Source organism: Leucobacter rhizosphaerae (assembly GCF_022919175.1).
GTDB lineage: Bacteria > Actinomycetota > Actinomycetes > Actinomycetales > Microbacteriaceae > Leucobacter > Leucobacter rhizosphaerae.
This window is the reverse complement of the sequence record NZ_CP095043.1, coordinates 2,693,957-2,713,143: the sequence shown is the minus strand read 5'-3', so window position 1 is coordinate 2,713,143 and position 19,187 is coordinate 2,693,957. Positions and strand designations below refer to the sequence as shown.

General features: G+C 70.8%; 15 protein-coding genes. 5 read left to right on the top strand and 10 right to left on the bottom strand.

From position 1 onward, the window contains the following. Positions 1-201: 201 nt before the first annotated feature. Together MUN76_RS12575 and MUN76_RS12570 are read right to left on the bottom strand one after the other, a co-directional pair. Positions 202-1,590, bottom strand: coding sequence for an aspartate aminotransferase family protein (locus MUN76_RS12575; protein ID WP_244685116.1), 1,389 nt, complete (start codon positions 1,588-1,590; stop codon positions 202-204). Between the two features lie 10 nt (positions 1,591-1,600). Further along, on the bottom strand, positions 1,601-3,085 hold the full coding sequence (locus MUN76_RS12570; protein ID WP_244685115.1) for a CoA-acylating methylmalonate-semialdehyde dehydrogenase: 1,485 nt from the start codon (positions 3,083-3,085) through the stop codon (positions 1,601-1,603). A gap of 183 nt (positions 3,086-3,268) precedes the next feature. On the opposite strand from MUN76_RS12570, the gene MUN76_RS12565 reads away from it, so the two are divergent. Further along, the gene (locus MUN76_RS12565) at positions 3,269-4,978 is read left to right on the top strand and encodes a PucR family transcriptional regulator (RefSeq protein WP_244685113.1); all 1,710 of its coding nucleotides are present in this window, start codon (positions 3,269-3,271) and stop codon (positions 4,976-4,978) included. Positions 4,979-5,056: 78 nt separating this feature from the next. Here MUN76_RS12565 and MUN76_RS12560 read toward each other — a convergent pair whose 3' ends face one another. The 3 genes from MUN76_RS12560 to MUN76_RS12550 are packed head-to-tail and all read right to left on the bottom strand — an operon-like array spanning position 5,057 to position 7,302. Beyond that, positions 5,057-5,701: a Maf family protein gene (locus tag MUN76_RS12560; RefSeq protein WP_244685111.1), complete on the bottom strand. Its 645-nt coding sequence runs from the start codon at positions 5,699-5,701 to the stop codon at positions 5,057-5,059. Positions 5,702-5,743: 42 nt separating this feature from the next. Next, entirely contained in the window at positions 5,744-6,478 is a 735-nt protein-coding gene (locus MUN76_RS12555; protein ID WP_244685110.1) for an ABC transporter permease, read from the bottom strand. Continuing rightward, entirely contained in the window at positions 6,475-7,302 is an 828-nt protein-coding gene (locus tag MUN76_RS12550) for an ABC transporter ATP-binding protein (protein WP_244685108.1), read from the bottom strand. Before MUN76_RS12550 ends, MUN76_RS12555 begins: the two co-directional genes overlap by 4 nt. A gap of 34 nt (positions 7,303-7,336) precedes the next feature. On the opposite strand from MUN76_RS12550, the gene MUN76_RS12545 reads away from it, so the two are divergent. Then, positions 7,337-8,671 carry a class I SAM-dependent RNA methyltransferase gene (locus MUN76_RS12545; protein ID WP_244685106.1) on the top strand — a complete coding sequence of 445 codons (1,335 nt, stop codon included), beginning with the start codon at positions 7,337-7,339 and terminating at the stop codon, positions 8,669-8,671. A 368-nt stretch (positions 8,672-9,039) separates the two neighbouring features. On the opposite strand, the gene MUN76_RS12540 is transcribed toward MUN76_RS12545, so the two are convergent. Genes MUN76_RS12540 through MUN76_RS12530 form a run of 3 tightly spaced genes read right to left on the bottom strand, consistent with a single transcriptional unit; the run spans position 9,040 to position 11,386 of the window. Further along, positions 9,040-9,414 carry a cupredoxin domain-containing protein gene (locus MUN76_RS12540; RefSeq protein ID WP_244685104.1) on the bottom strand — a complete coding sequence of 125 codons (375 nt, stop codon included), beginning with the start codon at positions 9,412-9,414 and terminating at the stop codon, positions 9,040-9,042. Between the two features lie 46 nt (positions 9,415-9,460). Then, positions 9,461-10,900: an NAD(P)H-quinone dehydrogenase gene (locus MUN76_RS12535; protein WP_244685102.1), complete on the bottom strand. Its 1,440-nt coding sequence runs from the start codon at positions 10,898-10,900 to the stop codon at positions 9,461-9,463. A gap of 45 nt (positions 10,901-10,945) precedes the next feature. Next, complete coding sequence (locus tag MUN76_RS12530; RefSeq protein ID WP_244685100.1) at positions 10,946-11,386, bottom strand: SIP domain-containing protein; 441 nt, start codon at positions 11,384-11,386, stop codon at positions 10,946-10,948. Between the two features lie 296 nt (positions 11,387-11,682). Here MUN76_RS12530 and MUN76_RS12525 point away from each other — a divergent pair, with 296 nt between their 5' ends. The 3 genes from MUN76_RS12525 to MUN76_RS12515 all read left to right on the top strand — a co-directional run bounded on the left by MUN76_RS12525 (position 11,683) and on the right by MUN76_RS12515 (position 17,007). Continuing rightward, the gene (locus MUN76_RS12525; RefSeq protein ID WP_429952743.1) at positions 11,683-14,496 is read left to right on the top strand and encodes an aminotransferase class I/II-fold pyridoxal phosphate-dependent enzyme; all 2,814 of its coding nucleotides are present in this window, start codon (positions 11,683-11,685) and stop codon (positions 14,494-14,496) included. Positions 14,497-14,711: 215 nt separating this feature from the next. Beyond that, positions 14,712-15,515, top strand: a complete 804-nt coding sequence (locus tag MUN76_RS12520) for a purine-nucleoside phosphorylase (protein WP_244685099.1) — start codon at positions 14,712-14,714, stop codon at positions 15,513-15,515. Between the two features lie 187 nt (positions 15,516-15,702). Next, positions 15,703-17,007, top strand: a complete 1,305-nt coding sequence (locus MUN76_RS12515) for a flavin monoamine oxidase family protein (RefSeq protein ID WP_244685098.1) — start codon at positions 15,703-15,705, stop codon at positions 17,005-17,007. A gap of 162 nt (positions 17,008-17,169) precedes the next feature. Here MUN76_RS12515 and MUN76_RS12510 read toward each other — a convergent pair whose 3' ends face one another. Next, positions 17,170-18,798, bottom strand: coding sequence for an amidohydrolase (locus MUN76_RS12510; RefSeq protein WP_244685097.1), 1,629 nt, complete (start codon positions 18,796-18,798; stop codon positions 17,170-17,172). A 13-nt stretch (positions 18,799-18,811) separates the two neighbouring features. Further along, complete coding sequence (locus tag MUN76_RS12505) at positions 18,812-19,165, bottom strand: cupin domain-containing protein (RefSeq protein WP_244685096.1); 354 nt, start codon at positions 19,163-19,165, stop codon at positions 18,812-18,814. Between the last annotated feature and the right edge of the window lie 22 nt (positions 19,166-19,187).

The window sequence follows — 19,187 nt, the reverse complement described above, 5'->3', positions numbered from 1 at the left end:
ACCCATCACTCGTGCGGGGTCAGTTGTGCGGGGTGTGCGGGCCGAAACACCCCGCACAACTGACCCCGCAACTGGGTGTACCCAGCGACGGACACGCGCCCACGCGCCCACCCCGCAGCCGGCACAAGCTGGCCCCCGACCGACGCACACAGCCCGCCCTCCGGATCGGAGAGGCGGGCTGTGTGCGTCGAGCTCAAACGACTACTTCGTGACGTACCCGTCCGCCACGTCGAGCGCGGCGTCGATGATGTCGAGCCCGGCCACGAGATCCTCTTCCGAGATGATCAGCGGCGGCGCGATCTGCAGGCGGTTGAAGTGCACGAACGGCCAGAGCCCGGCGGCCTTGCACGCGGCGACCACCGCGTTCATCGGCGCTGCGGCCTCACCCGTCGCGTTGAACGGCACGAGCGGTTCGCGGGTCTCGGGATCGACCACAAGCTCGAGCGACCAGAAGAGTCCCTTGCCGCGGAACTCCCCCACCGACGGGTGCTTGGCCGCCAGCTCGCGCAGACGCGGCTCCACCACGCGCGACCCGAGGTCGTTCACGCGCTCCAGGATCCGCTCCTCCTCGAAGATGTCGAACGTCGCCACACCCGTGGCGCACGCGAGCGGGTGCCCCGAGTAGGTGAGCCCGCCCGGGAACGGGGTCTTCGCGAAGGTCTGGTGGATCTCCTCGGAGATCACCACGCCGCCGAGAGGCACGTAGCCCGAGTTGACACCCTTCGCGAAGGTCACGAGATCCGGGCGCAGGTCGAAGCCCTGGTACGCGAACCACTCACCGGTGCGGCCGAAGCCGACCATCACCTCGTCGGCGATGATCACGATGCCGTATTTGTCGGCCAGCGCGCGCACACCGGGGAGGTACCCGGGCGGCGGCACGAGCACGCCGTTGGTGCCGGTGACCGTCTCCAGGATGATCGCCGCGATCGTGTTCGGCCCCTCGAGCTGGATCGTCTGCTCGAGGTGCGCGAGCGCACGCTCGGTCTCCTGCTCCGGCGTCTCGGCGTAGAACGCCGAGCGGTAGAGGTAGGGACCCTGGAAGTGCACGACACCCGCGTCGAGCGTGCCGTTCGCCCAGCGCCGCGGCTCCCCCGTCAGCGTGATCGCCGTGGCGGTCGAGCCGTGGTACGAGCGGTAGCGCGCGAGCACCTTCTGGCGCCCGGTGTGGTGCCGGGCCATGCGCACCGCGTACTCGTTCGCGTCGGCGCCTCCGTTGGTGAAGAACACCGAGCGGGCGCCCTCGAACGAGTGCTCGACGATGCGCTTGGCGAGTTCGCCGCGCACGTCGTTCGCCATCGCGGGCTGGATCGTCGCGAGGCGACCGGCCTGCTCCTGGATCGCCGCGACGAGACCGGGGTGCTGGTGACCCAGGTTCAGGTTCACGAGCTGCGACGAGAAGTCGAGGTACTCGGTGCCGTCGTAGTCCCAGAACCGTACGCCCTCGCCCTTGGCGATCGGCAGCGGGTTGATCGCGTCCTGCGCCGACCACGAGTGGAAGACGTACTGGCGATCGTTCGCGCGCACCTCGCGCTGCGCCTCGGACTCGCCGAAGCTGTGCTCGGCGCCGTTCAGATCGGTGAAGTCAGACATGTCTGCGCTCCTAGCTGTTGCTCGGGAAGCCGAGGTCGACACGGGACTGATCCGGGTTCGGCCAGCGGGTGGTGATGACCTTGCTGCGGGTGTAGAAGTGCACCGACTCGGGGCCGTAGATGTGGGCGTCGCCGAAGAGCGAGTCCTTCCAGCCGCCGAACGAGAACGCGCCCACGGGCACGGGGATCGGCACGTTGATGCCGACCATGCCGGCCTCGACCTCGAACTCGAACTGACGGGCTGCGCCGCCGTCGCGGGTGAAGATCGCGGTGCCGTTGCCGAACTGGTGATCGTTGATGAGCTGCAGGCCCTCTTCGTAGGTGTCGACGCGCACGACGGCGAGCACCGGGCCGAAGATCTCCTCGCGGTAGACCTTGCTGTCGGTCTTCACGTGGTCGATGAGCGATACTCCGGTGAAGAAGCCGTTGCCCTCGAACTGGGTCTCGCGGCCGTCGACGACGACCACGCCGCCCTCGGCGGCGGCACCGGCGACGTACGACTCGACGCGGTCCTTCGCCTCCTGGGTGATGAGCGGGCCCATCTCGGACGCGGGATCGGTGCCGTCACCGATGGTGAGCTTCGACATGCGCTCGGCGATCTTCGCGACGAGCTCGTCGCCCACCCCGCCGACGGCCACGACGACCGACACGGCCATGCAGCGCTCACCGGCGGAACCGTACGCGGCGGACACGGCGGCATCGGCCGTCATGTTGAGATCCGCGTCGGGCATGACCAGCATGTGGTTCTTGGCGCCGCCGAGCGCCTGGACGCGCTTGCCGTTCGCGGCCGCGCGCTCGTAGATGTAGCGGGCGATGGGGGTGGATCCGACGAAGCTGATCGCCTTGACGGTCGGGCTGTCGAGCAGCGTGTCGACCGCGACCTTGTCGCCGTGGACCACGTTCAGCACGCCGTCGGGCAGGCCCGCCTCGCGGAAGAGGTCGGCGATGAAGACCGACGCCGAGGGATCGCGCTCCGACGGCTTCAGCACGACGGTGTTGCCGCAGGCGATCGCGCTGGCGATCATCCACAGCGGCACCATCACCGGGAAGTTGAAGGGGGTGATCGCGGCGACGACGCCGACCGGCTGCTTGACCGAGTGCACGTCGACACCGGTCGAGACCTGCTCGTCGCGCTCGCCCTTCAGGAGGTGCAGCAGACCCGAGGCGAACTCGACGTTCTCCAGGCCGCGGGCGATCTCGCCGGCGGCGTCCGAGAGCACCTTGCCGTGCTCGCTCGTGACGATGGCCGCGAGCTCCGGCGTGCGCTGCTTCAGCAGCTGGCGCAGGTTGAAGAACACGTCGGCGCGCTTGGTGAGGCTCGTCTTCCGCCACATCGGCAGAGCGGCCTGGGCTGCGGCGATCGCCTGCTCGACCGTGGCGGCCGATGCGATGCCCAGCTCGTGCTGCTGCTCACCCGTCGCCGGGTTGTACACCGGCTGAATGCGCTCCGCGGCGTCGATCTTCTCGCCGCCGATGACGTGGGGAATGCGTGCCATCCGTTCGCCCTCTTTCTGTATTCGGTCAATGTGTTCGGGGTCAGAATCCCCGATGCGACCAGTCTGTCACCGCGTGGGATCGGGATCGACCGCCAATCCATCCCCATTTCGGCCGACTGCCGTACACTTTGTCCGAACACGCCCGTCACCCGCCGGGACGCGCACCTCGACCGAGAGGGTCCCATGACCAGCCTCCCCGCCCCCGACGCGGCGTCCTTCACGGTCGGCGACCTCTTCGCACTCCCCGAGATGCAGGCCGGCGACCCCGAGCTGGTGAGCGGCGCCGACCACCTCGATCGCCCCGTGCGCTGGGCCCACGTGGTCGCGGGGTCGAGCGCCGTCCCGCTGCTCGACGGCGGTGAACTCGTGCTGACGACGGGGGCCGGGTGGCCCGAGGATCCCGCGGCGCTCGCCCGGCTGACGTCCGCGCTGGCGGAGGCCGATCCAGCGGCCGTGATCCTGGAGATCGGCACTCACCTGCGCACGCCCCCGCCCGCGCTCGTGCAGAGCTGCGCGACCCACGGGATCCCGCTCGTGGTGCTGCACCGCGAGGTGCGGTTCGTGCAGATCACCCAGCGGGTGCATCAGCGCATCCTCGCGACGCAGAACGAGGCGCTCGAGGCCCGCGCGGCCGTCCACACCATGCTCACGGAGCTCGGATTGAACCGCAGCCCGGTCGACTACGTCATCGAGCGGCTCTCGGAGACGCTCGGCGCTCCCGTCGTGCTGGAGGACTCCGCGCACCGGGTCGTCGCGTGGGCGGCGGGGCCAGGAGCGGCAGGATCCGGGACGGCGGGATCCGGGGCCGCGGACCCGGCGCGCCCGGCCACCCTGACCGAGGCGGAGGCGGTCCTCGCGCCCTGGGCCGATCCGGCCGCGCGGGATCGCCGCCTTCCCGAGGGCTGGGTCCGGGTGCCCGTCGAAGCGCGCGGCACCCGATGGGGATCGCTCACGGCGCTCCCCGGACGCCCGCACCCGGCGGGGCGGCGCACGGTGCTCGAGCTCGGCGCGTTCGCGCTCGCGCTCGACCGGCTCGCCGACCGCGACGGCGACCAGTGGCTCGAGCTGAGCTCGAAGCGCCTCTTCGACGTGCTGCTCGGCGGGCGCTACCGCCACGACACCGAACTCGCGACGCAGCTCGCGGCGAGCGGGCTCCCGGTGGAGGGGCGCATGCTCGTGGGGGCGACGCTCACGGGCATCGGCGACTTCGGATCGCACGAGTCCCTGGAGCACGCGATCCTCGAGACCGCCATGCGGCGCGCGGTCGCTCCGGAGGGCCGCGCGATCCTGACCCCCGAGCCGGACGGCACGCTGCTCGCGCTCCTGTCGTTCCCGCCCGCGGATCCGCGCCTCGACGCGGGTCGCGCGACCCCCGCGCTCGCCACCCGACTGGCGCACGAGCTGGACATGCTGCTGCCCGACACCACGCCCGCGGCCTGGCGGGCGCACCTGAGCATCGGGGTGCCCGGGCGGCGGATCGGCGGGCTCATCACCTCGCTCGAGCGCGTGCGCGTCGCGGGCTGGCTGCCCGCCGTCGCCGCGACCGGTCGCGTGACGGTGCAGCAGGCGGAGCGGCAACCGCTGGCGTACCTCATGCGCGGGCTCTCGGCGACGCCCGCCGTGCAGGAGTTCGCCGAGACTGCACTCGCGCCGCTCCTCGAGCACGATCGGAGCCACGGCCCCGGGCACAGCGGCGACCTGCAGGCGGTGCTGCAGGCGTATCTCGCGCACCCCACGAACCGCTCGCTCGCCGCGCAGCGCGCCCGGCTGTCGCGGTCGGTGTTCTACCAGCGGCTCGCGCTCATCGAGGAGATCTTGGAGGTGGATCTCGCCGACGGCGAGACGATCGCGACGCTCTCGGTGGCGCTGCTCGCGCACGGCGGCACGACCTAGGGGCGGAGCGGCCCAAGGCGAGACGGGGCGGCCCGAGGCGAGACGGGCCGGTGCGAGACCGGGCTGCGCGATCCCGCGCTACAGCCCGGGCCGGTTCCAGAGGCTCGGGTAGGCGTGACCGAGCGACACGACGAGGCGACGCAGCTCCGGCAGCGAGAGTCCGATCACGCAGCTCGGCGCCCCCTCGATGCGCTCGATGAACGCCCCCGCGAGTCCGTCGATCGCGAACCCTCCCGCCAGCTCGAGCGGCTCGCCCGTGGTGACGTAGCTCGCGAGCTCGTCGTCCGTCAGATCGGCAGCGAGGGTGACCGTGGCCGTGTCGACGCCGCCCGCGGCACCCTGCACGGCTCCGCCGGTGTGGTCGATGAGCCAGTGCCCCGAGTGCAGCACCCCCGTGCGCCCGCGGTGATGCTTCGAGCGCTCGAGCGCCACCTCGGGAAGGTGCGGCTTGCCGAGGATCTCGCCGTCGAGCAGGAACATCGAGTCACCGCCGAGCACCAACCCGTCGATCTCCGCGCCGTGGCGGCGCACCACGTCCTCAGCCTTGAGCCGGCCGAGGTACTCGGTGAGCTCCGGCGCCGACAGTGCGCGCCCCAGCTCGGCCTCGCGTGCCGCGACCGCCGCATCCTCGTCCACCTCGGGCGAGAAGCAGATCGGTTCGATCCCGGCCCCCCGCAGCACGGACAGGCGGGCGGGCGAGGTCGAGGCGAGGTACAGGCGCATGGATCGATTCTACGGATCCGGATCTGCGGGCGATCCCGACCCCTACGGCGTGCGCCGCCGCAGCGTCGCCGCCGCCAGCACCAGCGCGACCACCGTCACTCCGGCAATGATCATGAGCGGTCGCCACAGGTCCCACCCCTCGTCGCCCGAGGTCACCGCGGTCACGGCGTCGATCGCGTAGCTCAGCGGCAGCCAGTCGGAAATGGCGTGCAGCACATCGGGCATCCGATCCCGCGGCATGAACAGGCCGCCGAGAATGATCTGCGGGAACACCACGAGCGGCATGAACTGCACCGCCTGGAACTCGGTGCGCGCGAAGGCGCTCGCGAGCAGCCCCAGCGCGGTGCCGAGCAGCGCGTCGAGCACCGCCACGAGCCCGAGCTGCCAGATCGGGCCGTCCACCTGCAGCCCGCACACCACGGTCGCGAACGTGACGGTGACGATCGCCTGCAGCGTCGCAGCCAGCCCGAAGGCGATCCCGTACCCGACGATGAAGTCCCCTTTGCCGAGCGGGGTGGTCATGAGGCGTTCCAGGGTGCCGGATCGCCGCTCGCGCAGAGTGGTGACGGAGGTGATGAGGAACATCAGGATGAACGGGAAGAGCGCCAGGATCGGCCCGCCGAACTGGTCGAAGGCGCCGTCCTGCTCGTCGAACAGCCACGCGAACAACCCGACGAGCAGGCTCGGGGCGATGAGCAGCAGCGCGATCGATCGGGGGTCGTGGGAGAGCTGACGGAGCACGCGACCCGCGACGGCGAGCGTGCGACGGGGTGTCATGCGTCGGCCTCCGCGCCGTGGCGGGGGTGCGGGGCCCGGCTCGGCTGCGGGTCCTGGCTCGCTTCCGAGGCCCGGCTCGGGTCCTGGGCCTGTTCCGGATCCGCGGCCGATCCGTGCTCGGACGCGATGATCGCGAGGAACGCCGCTTCCGGATCGGTGGTCCCGGTCGAGGCGAGCAGGTCCGCGGGCGTCGTGTCCGCCACGAGCTGCCCGTCGCGGAGCAGCAGGAGCCGATCGCAGCGCAGCGCCTCGTCCATCACGTGGCTGCTGACGATCAGGGTCGCGCCGTCGGCCGCGAGCCGACGGAACAGGGTCCAGAGCTCCGCGCGCAGCACCGGGTCGAGCCCGACCGTCGGCTCGTCGAGCACCACGAGCTCCGGCGACCCGAGCAGCGCCACGGCCAACGACACCCGGCCGCGCTGCCCGCCGCTCAGTGCGTCGACTCGACGGTCGGCCTGCGCGGTCAGTCCGACGAGCTCGATCGTCCGCTCGGCGTCCCCCGACGGCGCGCCCACGACCCGGGCGAAGAAGCGGAGATTCTGCCGCACCGTCAGGTCGTCGTAGACCGAGGCCGCCTGCGTCGCATAGGCCACGCGCGTGCGCAGTGCCGGCGATCCCGCGGGTGATCCGAGCACCTCGATCCGGCCCCGCACCCCGGCCTGCACCCCGACGATCGAGCGCAGGAGCGTGGTTTTGCCGCAGCCCGACGGCCCGAGCAATCCGGTCACCTCGCCCCGCGGGATCCGGAACCCGATCCCGTCGAAGACCGCTGCGCGGCCGCGCCGCACCGCGAGTCCGTCGACCACCACCGCTGGCTCGTGCATGGCCTGATCATAACCCTGTCGCGGCAGTGGGAGAATGGTCACTATGTCTGCACCTGCGAACCCCAGCTCGTCCCTCTCCGTCGGCGACGTGATCGACCTCGATGTCACCGGCATCGCGCACGGCGGGGTGAGTGTGGCGCGGCACGAGGGTCGTGTCGTGTTCGTCGCCGACGCGATTCCGGGCGAGCGGGTGCGCGCGGAGGTCACGGAGGCCCGGAAGAAGTCGTTCGTGCGGGCGACCGCGACGACGGTGCTCGACGCATCGCCGGATCGCCGCGAGCACGTCTGGGCCGAGGCCGCGCTCGAGCGCCGACCCGAGGATCGCGCGGGCGGCGCCGAGTTCGGACACATCGCGCTGGAGCGCCAGCGCGCGCTCAAGGCGGAGGTGCTCGCCGACGCCATGCAGCGCTTCGGGGGTGTCGAGCTCGCGGGCGAATCCGACGAGGATCTCGCGGATGCCCTGGCGGACCTCGTCGAGGCGGCCCCCGGTGACGACGAGGCGAACGGACTCGGGTACCGCACCCGCGTGCGGCTGCATGTCGATCCCGAGACCGGTGCCGTCGGCCCCTACGCGGCGCGCAGCCGCCGTGTGATCCCGGTCGCCTCGCTGCCGCTCGCGAACGACGAGATCGCGAGCGTCGCTCCGCTCGCCGATCAGATGCCCGACGCGGCGACGGTCGACCTCATCGCGCCGGCAGCCGACGACCCGCGCATGCTCATCACGCTGGTCGGGGACAAGAAACCCTCGGGCGGCGCCGACCTGGTGCGCGAGCTCGTCGAGGATCGCGGCTTCCTGGTGCGCGCCGGAGGATTCTGGCAGGTGCACCGCGAGGCGCCGGCGATGCTCTTCACGGCGGTGCGCGACGCGATCCAGGATCTGATCGACGCCGATCGCTTCGATCCCGCGGCCGGCAACCTCGACCTCTACGGCGGGGTCGGGCTGCTCGCCGCCGCAATGGCGGAGGCCGGCGGCCCGGGCACGAAGGTGACGACCGTCGAGTCGGAGGCGAGCGCGACCGATGACGCCGCCGAGAACCTGTCGGAGCTGCTCGGGGCGCTCGCTGTGACCGCGCGGGTGGATCGCCACCTCGCGGACCTCCTGAAGTCGGCGAAGCCGGTGCGGGATCGCCTGCGCCGCGGCACGATCGTGCTGGATCCGCCCCGCTCGGGTGCCGGTGGCGGCGTCACGGCGCAGCTGGTGGAGCTGGCACCCGCGAACATCGTCTACGTGGCGTGCGATCCCGTGGCGCTGGCGCGCGACACGAAGTCGCTCCGCGAGGCCGGATACGAGCTGACCGGGCTGCGCGCGTTCGACATCTTCCCGCACACGCACCACTTCGAGTCGCTCGCGACCTTCGAGCGGGCATAGGGGCTCGTTCGCTCGGGTGTGGGCCCGGCGAAGCGCCGTACCCAGACCCACACCGATCACTGCGGGGTCACTTTGGAGGGGTCATCGCACCCCAACACCCCGCACAAGTGACCCCGGAAGTGTCGGGGGGGGGCGGATCTCGCTCCACTTTCGGGCCCCGATCCTGCACTCTCTGAAGCGTGAGCGAATTCTGGTGCGAGATCCCACCTTTCCAACGGAAATCGCTCACACCGCCAAGAGCAAGCAAGCAAACAAACGAGCGCGCCGCACCCAGATCCACATCGATCGTTGCGGGGTCACTTTGGAGGGGATACGACGCCCCGACACCCCGCACAAGTGACCCCGGAAGTGTCGGGAGGCGCGCGGGCCTACCCCGCGACGACCCGCACGAGACCCCGCATCTCGGGGTGGATCGAGCACAGGTAGGCGTATTCGCCCGCCTCGTCGAAGACGTGGACGTACCTCCCCGAGGTCACGAGCTCGCTCACGAAGCTCCGGTCGTTGCTGACCACGTCGTGCTCCGCGGGACCCTCGAAGATCCACTCCACGGCCTCGCCCGGTCGGATCTCGACCTCCGCGGGCTCGTACTGGTTGTCGAACGCGCGCACGGTCACCGCGGCCCGAACCCCTTCGTCGGAGGGCACCGGCTCGGGCTTGCCCGGCGCGCACCCTGCGAGAGCGCCCACCGAGGCCAGGCCGACGACACCGGCGAGCCCGCCGAGCACATCGCGGCGCGTCAGCATCCGGGATCCTCGTGCCGCAGCGCGGTTGCCCACCACCACGGCCGGGTCAGTGCTGGTGCAGCGCGCGCGCCGCATCCGTGATCGCACCGGTCATCGACGGGTAGACCGCAAACGCAGAGGCCACCTGATCGACCGTGAGGCGGTGCTCGACCGCGAGCGCGAGCGGGAAGATCAGCTCACTCGCGCGGTGCGCCACGATCACACCGCCGATCACGGTGCCCGACGCCTGCCACGCGAACAGCTTCACGAAGCCGTCGGTGAACCCGATCATCTTCGCGCGCGGGTTCACGCTCAGCGGGATCGTGTGCTCGATCGCCTTCGCCACGTCGCTCGCCTCGTCGAGGCTGCGGGCGTTCCAGCCGACCGTCGCGATCTCCGGGTAGGTGAAGACGTTCGCCGCGACGTTGCGCAGATCGATCGGCCGCACGAAGTCGCCGAGTGCGTGCATGATCGCGGTGCGGCCCTGCATCGACGCGACCGACGCGAGCGGGTAGAAATCGGTGCAGTCGCCGGCGGCGTAGATCGACGGCACCGCGGTGCGCGCGACCTTGTTGACGCGGATGTGGCCGCTCTCGGTGAGCTCCACCCCGGCCTCCTCGAGGCCGAGGTCGGCGGTGTTCGGGATCGATCCCACGGCCATCAGGCAGTGCGAGCCCTCGACCGTGCGACCGTCCTCGAGCGTCACGATCACGCCGGTCTCGGTGCGCGCGACGGACTGCGCGCGCGACTTCGACATCAGGTGCATGCCGAGGCGCGAGAACTCGCGCTCGATCACGGCGGCGGCATCGGGATCCTCGCCGGGCAGCACCTGATCCCGGCTCGACACGAGCGTCACCTCGGACCCCAGCGTGCGATAGGCGTTCGCGAACTCGGCGCCGGTCACCCCCGAGCCGACGACCACGAGGTGCTCGGGCACCGAGGGCATGTCGTAGAGCTGCTTCCAGGTCAGGATCCGCTCGCCATCGGGCTTCGCGGAGTCGAGTTCGCGCGGGCTGGATCCCACGGCCACGACGATGGTGTCGGCCTCGATGCGGTCGAAGTCGGTGCCCCCGGATCCGGCGGCGGTGGACACGAGCACCGCGCCGACGCCGTCGAGTCGGCCCTCGCCCTGCACCACCCGCACGCCCGCGTTCTCGAGGCTGTGCAGCATGTCGACCGACTGGGCACCCGCCATCGCGACCAGGCGCTTGTTGACCGCGGCGAGGTTCACAGCGATCTCCGGCCGCACCGGCTTGCCGTTGCCCCCCGGCACGAACGCCTGCACGCCGAGCCGCCCGGAGTCGCGCACCGCCTGCACGGCGCCCGCCGTGGCGATCAGGCTCTTCGACGGCACGACGTCGGTGAGCACCGCCGCTCCGCCGACTCCGGCGCGCTCGATGAGCGTGACCTCGGCCCCGAGCTGGGCTCCCGCGAGTGCCGCGTCGTACCCTCCCGGGCCTCCGCCGATGACTGCGATCCGATGCTTGCGTTCAACCGATTTCGCCATGCCCCCAGCTTACGCGTGCGCAGAGGCCTTCGCGGTCGAGGACGGTTACGACTCCGCGCAGTTGCGTGTGCAGTCGGTCTCGCAGAATCCGGGCCACCGCTTCTGCAGTTTGCGGTCGAACGCGAGCCAATAGCTCTGCATGACCGAGCTCGTGCGCGCGCCCATCCAGAGGTGGAAGTTGCGCCCCGTGCTGCTGTCGGACCACAGCCACTCGTCGAACCACGCGTCGACGGCCGACTCGAGCGCCTCACCGCAGCGACGGCCGATACCGGGTCGTGGGCTGGGCTCGCGGGCCTCGCGGCAGAGCCAGGTGACGGCTACGTGGGGCGGCAGCGGCAGCGGTTCGATCTGGATCTCGGAGAAGACCTCGATGAAAACCTGGCCGTACGCGGTCTCGGGAAGGAGTTGGAGCCAGGTCCGAATCTCGTCGAGATCTCCGGCGTCGCCGGCGGCGAGCACGCAGTCGATCCCATCGGGATCGATCACTGACGTGATCTCTGAGTAGTCTGGTTCGAACGCATCCACATGTTCATCTTAGGCCACCCTAAGTTTCATCCGGTGAACTCTCGGCGTTTGGTCAGCAATCGTTATCCGAGACGTCCGGATCCGCGCAGCGCCGTCCGCACCCCAAAGTCACCCGGCGCCACGTTCCCGCCCGGGAATCCGGGACGCCGTAGGATCGAAACCCAGGGATCCCGCGCCGAAGACCCCACGGCCGGGCCGTATCCCTGCGAGCCCATGCCGGGCTCCGCCGAACGAAGACGTTGGAAGGACAGTCGTCAATGACGAGGATCGACTCCGCACACGACCCACTCGCAGACGAGCTCCGGGACATCGTCACGATTCAGGACGGCACCGGCGGGATCGAAGGATCCGCCGACCTCTCCGCTCACGCGGGCGCACCCGGCGCGGCTGCCGTACTTGAGCGCGATCCCGGAATGCCGTCGAGCACCTGGCGGCTCCGCAGCGACGCGTGGGAGTACCTCCGCTTCGGGGTGAAGCGGCTCGCGCTCGGCAGTGACGACGCGAGTGCGATCGCGGCCGACAGCGAGATCTACCGCTCGCTGCGTGCGCTCGAGACGATCGAGATGTACTGGGCCGGCTTCGGTCAGCGGTACGTGCGGGCGATCGGCGACCTGCTGGCGAACGGCGACTATGTCACAGCGCTCGACCGCATCGGCCGCGTGGTGAACCGCCTGCGCGGCGACACCGTACCCGACGAGCCGCGCGACGAGTTCATGGACGACCAGGAGCGCATCGAGATCACGGCCGACGGCGACACCCGGCCGCGCTTCGAGGTGCTCGTCATCGATGAGACCACCGAGCTCGATCGCGACACGATGCGCGCCGAGTCGCTCCGCCTGCGGAGCCCGGCGGACGACTTCATCTACGACTTCGTGATCGTGCCCTCGCAAGAGGACGCGGTCGCGGCTGTGCTCACGAACCCGAACATCCTCGCCTGCGTGGTGCGCCCCGGCTTCAGCGACCGATCGCGTCAGCGCCTCAGCAAGGACCTGCGCGAGACGATCGACTTCGCGCGCGCGGATTCCGACTCGGGCGCCGCGACGGCGCCGTCACGCAGCTCGCTCGCCTCGGTGCAGCGCGTGCTCGGTCTCGCCGACACGCTCGCGGCCCTCCGCCCCGAGCTCGACCTCTACCTGATGGCCGGCGCGCACATCGAGGAGCTCGCGGGGGCGCTCACCCGCCGCTTCCGCCGGGTCTTCCGCCGCGAGGATCAGCTCGAACTGCACCTCACGCTGCTGCGCCGCATCTCGCACCTCTACGACACCCCCTTCTTCACGGCGATCCAGGATCACGCCAGACGCCCGGTCGGCGTGTTCCACGCGCTCCCGGTGGCCCGCGGCGGCTCGGTGGTGTCGTCGAAGTGGATTCGGGATCTCGCGACGTTCTACGGACTGAACCTGCTCCTCGCGGAGACCTCCGCCACCTCCGGCGGCCTCGACTCGCTGCTCGCGCCCGTCGGCACGATCAAAAAGGCGCAGGATCTCGCCGCGCGCGCGTACGGCGCGAAGCACACGTTTTTCGTGACGAACGGCACGTCCACGGCGAACAAGATCGTGCACCAGGCGCTCGTCGCCCCGAACGACGTGGTGATGGTGGATCGCAACTGCCACAAGTCGCACCACCACGCGGTGATGCTGACCGGCGCCCGCCCCGCCTATCTCGAGGCGTACCCGCTCAACGACTTCGCCTTCTACGGCGCCGTGCCGCTCGACCGGGTGAAGCAGATGCTGCTCGACTACCGGGCCCAGGGCCGCCTCGACGAGGTGCGCATGATCACGCTCACCAACTGCACCTTCGACGGCATCGTCTACGACCCCGAGCGGGTCATGGCCGAGTGCCTCGCGATCAAGCCCGACCTGGTGTTCCTGTGGGACGAGGCCTGGTTCGCGTTCGCCGCGTTCCACCCCGTGACGAGGCGCCGCACGGCCATGGCCGCGGCGAAGCGCCTCGAGGATCGTCTGAAGTCCTCGGCGCACGCGGCCGCGTACCACGCGCAGCAGTCGCGCCTCTTCAACGCCGACGGCACCCCGGCGCCCGATGACGTCTGGGTGAGCGAGCGGCTGCTGCCCTCGCCGCAGGCCCGACTGCGCGTCTACGCCACGCAGTCGACGCACAAGACGCTCACCGCGCTACGGCAGGGCTCGATGATCCACGTCTACGACCAGGAGTGGGTGCGCGACGCCGAGGAGCCATTCCACGAGGCGTACATGACGCATACGTCGACCTCGCCGAACTACCAGATCCTCTCCTCGCTCGACATCGGCCGCCGCCAGGTGGAGCTCGAGGGCTTCGAGCTCGTGCAGCGTCAGCTCGACCTCGCGACGAGCCTCGCCCAGGCGATCGCCCGCCACCCGCTGCTACGCCGCACCTTCCGGGTGCTCTCGGCGCACGACCTGATCCCGGCCGCGCACCGCGAGACCGGACGGCCGATGCCGCTCCGCGACGGCCTGTCGAGCATGTGGCAGGCGTGGGCGAACGACGAGTTCGTGGTCGACCCGAGCCGGATCACGATCGAGATCAGCCGCACCGGCGTCGACGGCGACACGTTCAAGCACGAGCACCTCATGGACCGGTACGGGATCCAGGTCAACAAGACCAGCCGCAACACGGTGCTCTTCATGACGAACATCGGCACGTCGCGCAGCGCGATCGCGTACCTCATCGAGGTGCTCGTGAAGCTCGCCGAACGCTTCGAGGAGGAGCAGGCGCAGCGCGATCCCGAACTGCCCGTCTCCCGGGTCCCGGCACCGCCGCTGCCCGACTTCAGCGCGTTCGCCGACGGGTACGCGACCGACGCGGTGCTCCCCGACGGCGACCTGCGGAAGGCGTTCTTCCGGGGCCAGCAGCGCGGCGCCGTCGAGCATGTATCGCCGGAGGAGCTGCGATCCCGCGTCGCCCGCGGCGAGCAGCCCGTCTCCGCGGGCTTCGTAACCCCGTACCCGCCCGGGTTCCCCGTGCTCGTGCCCGGCCAGGTCATCACGGCCGAGGTGCTCGACTTCATGGCGGTGCTCGACACCCGCGAGATCCACGGCTACGACGCGCGCCGCGGGTACCGGGTGCTGCAGGGGTAGATGGCCTGCGCGCTGGGGCCTGGGCTGGGGCTTGCGCTGGGGCTTGCGCTTGCGCTTACGCCAATCGCTGCGGAGATGTCAGATATGCAGGTCCGGCCGGCTGGAATGCCTCAGGAATGCGTGACATCTCCGCAGGGATTGACCGGCCAGCAGTGAGTGAACTGCCGGCACGCGCAGCGCCGCCGGGGGGCCCGACCGAAGCCTAGACTTGTCGCATGACTGAATCGCACGATCCCGCAGCCCTCGCGCAGCGCGCAGCCGACACCCTCGCCGAGCTGACGGGCGTCGAACGCCATGACATCGCCCTCACCCTGGGCAGCGGCTGGGGCAAGGCCGCCGACGTGATCGGTGAGACCGTCGCCGCGGTCCCGGCCGAGCAGGTGCCGGGCTTCCACGTGTCGGGCGTGCCCGGGCACTCCGGCACGCTGCGCTCGATCCGGCTCGCGAGCGGCAAGCACGCCCTCATCATCGGCGCCCGCACCCACTTCTACGAGGGCCGCGGCGTGCGCGCGGTCGTGCACGGGGTGCGCACCGCGGCCGCGGCGGGTGCCGAGCTCATGATCCTCACGAATGGCGCCGGCGGCGTCGATCCCGCGTTCCGCGCCGGCGAGGCCGTGCTCATCAGCGATCACCTCAACCTCACCGCCGCCTCCCCGATCGAGGGTGCGAACTTCGTGGACCTCACCGACCTCTACGCGTCGCGGCTCCGCGATCTCGCCCGCGAGGCCGAGCCGTCGCTGCAGGAGGGCGTCTACGTGCAGCTCCCCGGCCCGCACTACGAGACCCCCGCGGAGATCCACTACCTGCGCACCATCGGCGGCCAGATCGTGGGCATGTCAACCGCGCTCGAGGCCATCGCGGCCCGCGCGGCCGGCATGGAGATTCTCGGTCTCTCGCTCATCACGAACCCCGCCGCGGGAATGGGCGACCCGCTGGATCACGCCGAGGTGCTCGAGGCCGGGCGGGCCGCCGAGCCCGAGCTCGCGGAGCTCCTGCGCCGCATCGTCGGCCGGCTGTAACCCGCTGCGGCGCCGATGGGTCTCCCCCTCCGGCACCCACCCGCGCACCGGGTCATAACTTCATACGATGCCGCCCCGAAAGTGAGTGGGATCGTCTACTCTCGCGGGGCCGCCCGCGGGGCTAGGCTGGCGCAGGAAGCGGTCGCCGCGCGCCGCCGCCACGTACCCCGCGTCCCAGGAGAGAGCCATGCAGTCTGTTGATGTCGTCGTCGTCGGAGCCGGCTTCGCCGGACTGATCACCTCCCGCGAGCTGGGGAGGTCCGGGCTCGAGGTGGTGACCCTCGAAGCGCGGGATCGCATCGGCGGCCGCACCTGGACCGATCACCGACTCGGGCACGACCTCGAGATGGGGGCGAACTGGATCCACTGGGTGCAACCCCACGTCTGGGCCGAGATGAGCCGCTACGACCGTGAGATGGTGCGGAGCCCCGCGGCCGAGGAGGCCTACTGGCAGGGTGCCGACGGCACGCCGCGCAAGGGCACCCTGGGCGAGTTCATGGCGCTGATCGACGACGGGCAGCAGCTCGTGATCGACGACGTGCGCACCGCGATGCCGCGCGGACCGGAGCCGACGGTGGGTGAGATCCAGGATCTCGACCACCTCAGCATCCAGGACCGCTTCGACGCGCTCGGACTCGATCCCGAAGCCCGCGCCGCGAACGAATCGGTGTGGGTGGGGCACGTGAACGCCCCGCTCGACCAGGTCGGCCTCTCGAGTGCGCTCCGCTGGGTCGCCGCGACGGGCGGGCACTGGCAGCTGATGCACGAGGCCTCGTCGACCTACCGGGTCGTCGACGGCATGCGCGGCTTCACCGACCGCATCGCCGCCGATGTGCCCGGGGAGATCCGACTCAACACGGTGGTCACCGCCATCACGCAGACCGCGGACGGGGTGGTCGTCGAGACCGACGGCGGCGAGCAGATCCTCGCCCGCCGGGTAGTCAGCACGCTTCCGGTGAACGCGATCGCCGGGATCCGTTTCACCCCCGACCTGCCCGCGGCGTGGCAGCGGCAGAACGCCGAGACCGTGGCGTCGCAGGGCACGAAGGTGTGGCTGCGCGCCGAGGGGCACCTGCCCCGTTTCTTCGCCTACGCGAACCAGGACGCTCCGCTCTCCGTGCTCAAGGCCGACTTCTTCTGCACCGATGCGGACGGAAACGACTACACGATCCTCGTCGGGTTCGGACCCGACCACACCCGGATCGACCTCGACGACCTCGCCGGCGCGCAGGCGGCCGTCGACGCGTTCCGACCCGGGATCACCATCACCCAGATCGAGGCGCACGACTGGATGACGGATCCGCTCTCGCTCACCACGTGGATGACGCACCGCCCCGGGCAGCTCACCCGCGACCTCGCCGAACTGCAGGAGCCGCACGGTGCCGTGCACTTCGCGACCTCGGACAACGCGAACCTGTGGGGCGGGTTCATCGACGGGGCGATCGAGAGCGGCCTGCGGGAGTCGCGCCGGATCATCGACGCGCTGGGGTAGGTTGGCGGCGCGTGGTCGGCGTCGCCGAGCTGCCACCCTCTCGCCGAGCTGCCACCGTATTCGCGCGGCAGAGGTGGCAGGTCGGCGAGATGATGGCAGGTCGGCGAAAGAGAAAGAGTAGGCCGAAGCGTGGACGGGCCCCGGTGAGGCCCGCCCCGCCCCCTACCCCTCGAAGACGATGCGGCCGTCGACCACAGTGAGCCGGATCGGCACCTCGGGCAGCTCGTCGGCGGACGCCTCGATCGGGTCTGCGCCCCACACCGTGAGATCGCCCACGGCACCCACGGCCAGCACGCCACGATCCTCGTGCCCGCGCGCCCGCGCCGGCCACAGCGTGTAGGCGAGCAGCGCCTCCTCCGCGGTCAGTCGCTGCGACGGCTCGAAGACGTGCGCCGACGCATCGCCCGGCGTGTGCCGACCCCGTGCCCACGCCATGCCGAGGCGCGGATCGTACTGCGCCACCGGCCAGTCCGAACCGAGCGTCAGCGTGACCCCGGCGTCGAGCACACTCCGCACACGGTATCCGGTCTCGTCGCGACCCGCCCCGAGCCGGACCGTCCAGTTGTCGCTGTGGTCGGCCGTGCGCCACTGCATGTGCAGCGGCTGCATTGACGCCGTCACGCCGGATCCGCGCAGCGCCTCGATGTCCGCGTCGGAGAGCACCTCGAGGTGCTCGATCGAGTGGAACGGCAGTCCCTCCCGCTTCGGGAGCGTGGCGTAGACCTCCAGCACGCGGCTGACCGCGTAGTCCCCGACCGCGTGCGTCGCGATGAGCATGCCCGCGTCGTGGTACGCCCGCACGACCTCGCCGTAGCGCGCCCACTCCGGCCAGAACGATACCCGGCCGTCGCCGCACGCGTCCACCGTGTGCAGCCACGCGGTCCCGGTGTCGATGACACCGTCGCTGAAGAGCTTGATCGCACCCGTGCGCCAGAGGCGCCCCGCGCGATTCTTGTTCGCGATCACCCGCGCGACGGCTGCGTCGTCGTCGCCGACCGCGTGCCAGTGGTGCATCGTGATGCGGTGATCCAGCTCACCGCGCGCCTCGAGCTCGGCGAGGAGCTCGACGGTGCGCTCCTTGCCGTCCATGATCGCGCCGCCGGTGAGGCCGGTCGCGGCGAGCCGTCGGAACATGTCGCGGAGCCGATCCCGCTCCTCCTCGGGGCTCGGCGCGGGCACCGCGTCGAAGACGAGCTGGTAGGCGGTGGGCTCGCGGAGTTCACCGGTCGGGGTGCCGTCGGCGTCGACCACGATCTCGCTGGCGTCCTCGAACGCGCGCGCACCCGAGATCCCCGCCGCGGCGAGCGCCGGGGCCGTCGCGACGGCGGTGTGCAGGTCGTAGCAGATGAGGACGACGGGCCGACCGGGCGCCGCGTCGGCGAGCACGTCCCCCCGCAGCCCGACCTCCTCGAAGGGCTCGTACTCGAGATTCCATCCGCGCACCCACTCGCCCTCGGGCAGGCGGACGTGCTCCGCGGCGATCGCGGCCCGGATCTCGTCGACCGTCTCGAGCCCACCGAGGTCGATCCCGCTCGTGAGATCGGACGCCCAGTGCGGGTGCGTGTGCGAGTCGAAGAGGCCTGGGGTGACGGTGGCCCAGGAGAGGTCCCGCACCGGGATCCCGTGCTCCGCCGCGGCGGCCGCGACCTCGAGGTCGCTCCCGAGCAGCGCGATGACCCCGTCTCGGATCAGGATCGCGGTGGCGTCCGCATCACCGGAGGTGTTGGTCCGCAGTCGCGCGCCTGTCAGCGCGAGATCCCCGCCCTGCGTCCGCAGATCTCCCTGTGCCATATTGCCCGCCCTCTCAGTCGTTGATCGTCGTGTAGTGCTTGCGCAGCGGTTCGTGGATCCGCCATGTGCCGCGCCAACCGGAAGGCATGACCATCACGTCACCCGGGCCGAACTCTTCGGGCTCGGCGCCCTCCACCTCGATCGTGACACGTCCCGAGAGGATCGTGCAGATTTCGCTGTAGCCGTTGCGCTCGGCGGTGAAGACGCCGGGCGTGCACTCCCAGAGTCCCGTGTCGATGCGGTCGGTCGCCCAGACCGAGGTCGAGGCCTCCGTCTGCGCCCCCTCGATCGAGGTGGGCTTCGGAGCGTGCGGGCCGAGGTCGGTCGCTGCGGTGCCGTGGATGGCGAGCGTGGGGATGGTGGTCATGATCTCTCCTCGAGGGTCGTGG

What these genes read in the sequence shown, in the direction of transcription:
- MUN76_RS12505 (WP_244685096.1), bottom strand. Translation starts at nt 19,165, where the DNA reads ATGACCACCATCCCCACGCTCGCCATCCACGGCACCGCAGCGACCGAC.
- MUN76_RS12545 (WP_244685106.1), top strand. Translation starts at nt 7,337, where the DNA reads ATGGTCACTATGTCTGCACCTGCGAACCCCAGCTCGTCCCTCTCCGTC.
- MUN76_RS12535 (WP_244685102.1), bottom strand. Translation starts at nt 10,900, where the DNA reads ATGGCGAAATCGGTTGAACGCAAGCATCGGATCGCAGTCATCGGCGGA.
- MUN76_RS12550 (WP_244685108.1), bottom strand. Translation starts at nt 7,302, where the DNA reads ATGCACGAGCCAGCGGTGGTGGTCGACGGACTCGCGGTGCGGCGCGGC.
- MUN76_RS12555 (WP_244685110.1), bottom strand. Translation starts at nt 6,478, where the DNA reads ATGACACCCCGTCGCACGCTCGCCGTCGCGGGTCGCGTGCTCCGTCAG.
- MUN76_RS12565 (WP_244685113.1), top strand. Translation starts at nt 3,269, where the DNA reads ATGACCAGCCTCCCCGCCCCCGACGCGGCGTCCTTCACGGTCGGCGAC.
- MUN76_RS12525 (WP_429952743.1), top strand. Translation starts at nt 11,683, where the DNA reads ATGACGAGGATCGACTCCGCACACGACCCACTCGCAGACGAGCTCCGG.
- MUN76_RS12560 (WP_244685111.1), bottom strand. Translation starts at nt 5,701, where the DNA reads ATGCGCCTGTACCTCGCCTCGACCTCGCCCGCCCGCCTGTCCGTGCTG.
- MUN76_RS12575 (WP_244685116.1), bottom strand. Translation starts at nt 1,590, where the DNA reads ATGTCTGACTTCACCGATCTGAACGGCGCCGAGCACAGCTTCGGCGAG.
- MUN76_RS12570 (WP_244685115.1), bottom strand. Translation starts at nt 3,085, where the DNA reads ATGGCACGCATTCCCCACGTCATCGGCGGCGAGAAGATCGACGCCGCG.
- MUN76_RS12510 (WP_244685097.1), bottom strand. Translation starts at nt 18,798, where the DNA reads ATGGCACAGGGAGATCTGCGGACGCAGGGCGGGGATCTCGCGCTGACA.
- MUN76_RS12520 (WP_244685099.1), top strand. Translation starts at nt 14,712, where the DNA reads ATGACTGAATCGCACGATCCCGCAGCCCTCGCGCAGCGCGCAGCCGAC.
- MUN76_RS12540 (WP_244685104.1), bottom strand. Translation starts at nt 9,414, where the DNA reads ATGCTGACGCGCCGCGATGTGCTCGGCGGGCTCGCCGGTGTCGTCGGC.
- MUN76_RS12515 (WP_244685098.1), top strand. Translation starts at nt 15,703, where the DNA reads ATGCAGTCTGTTGATGTCGTCGTCGTCGGAGCCGGCTTCGCCGGACTG.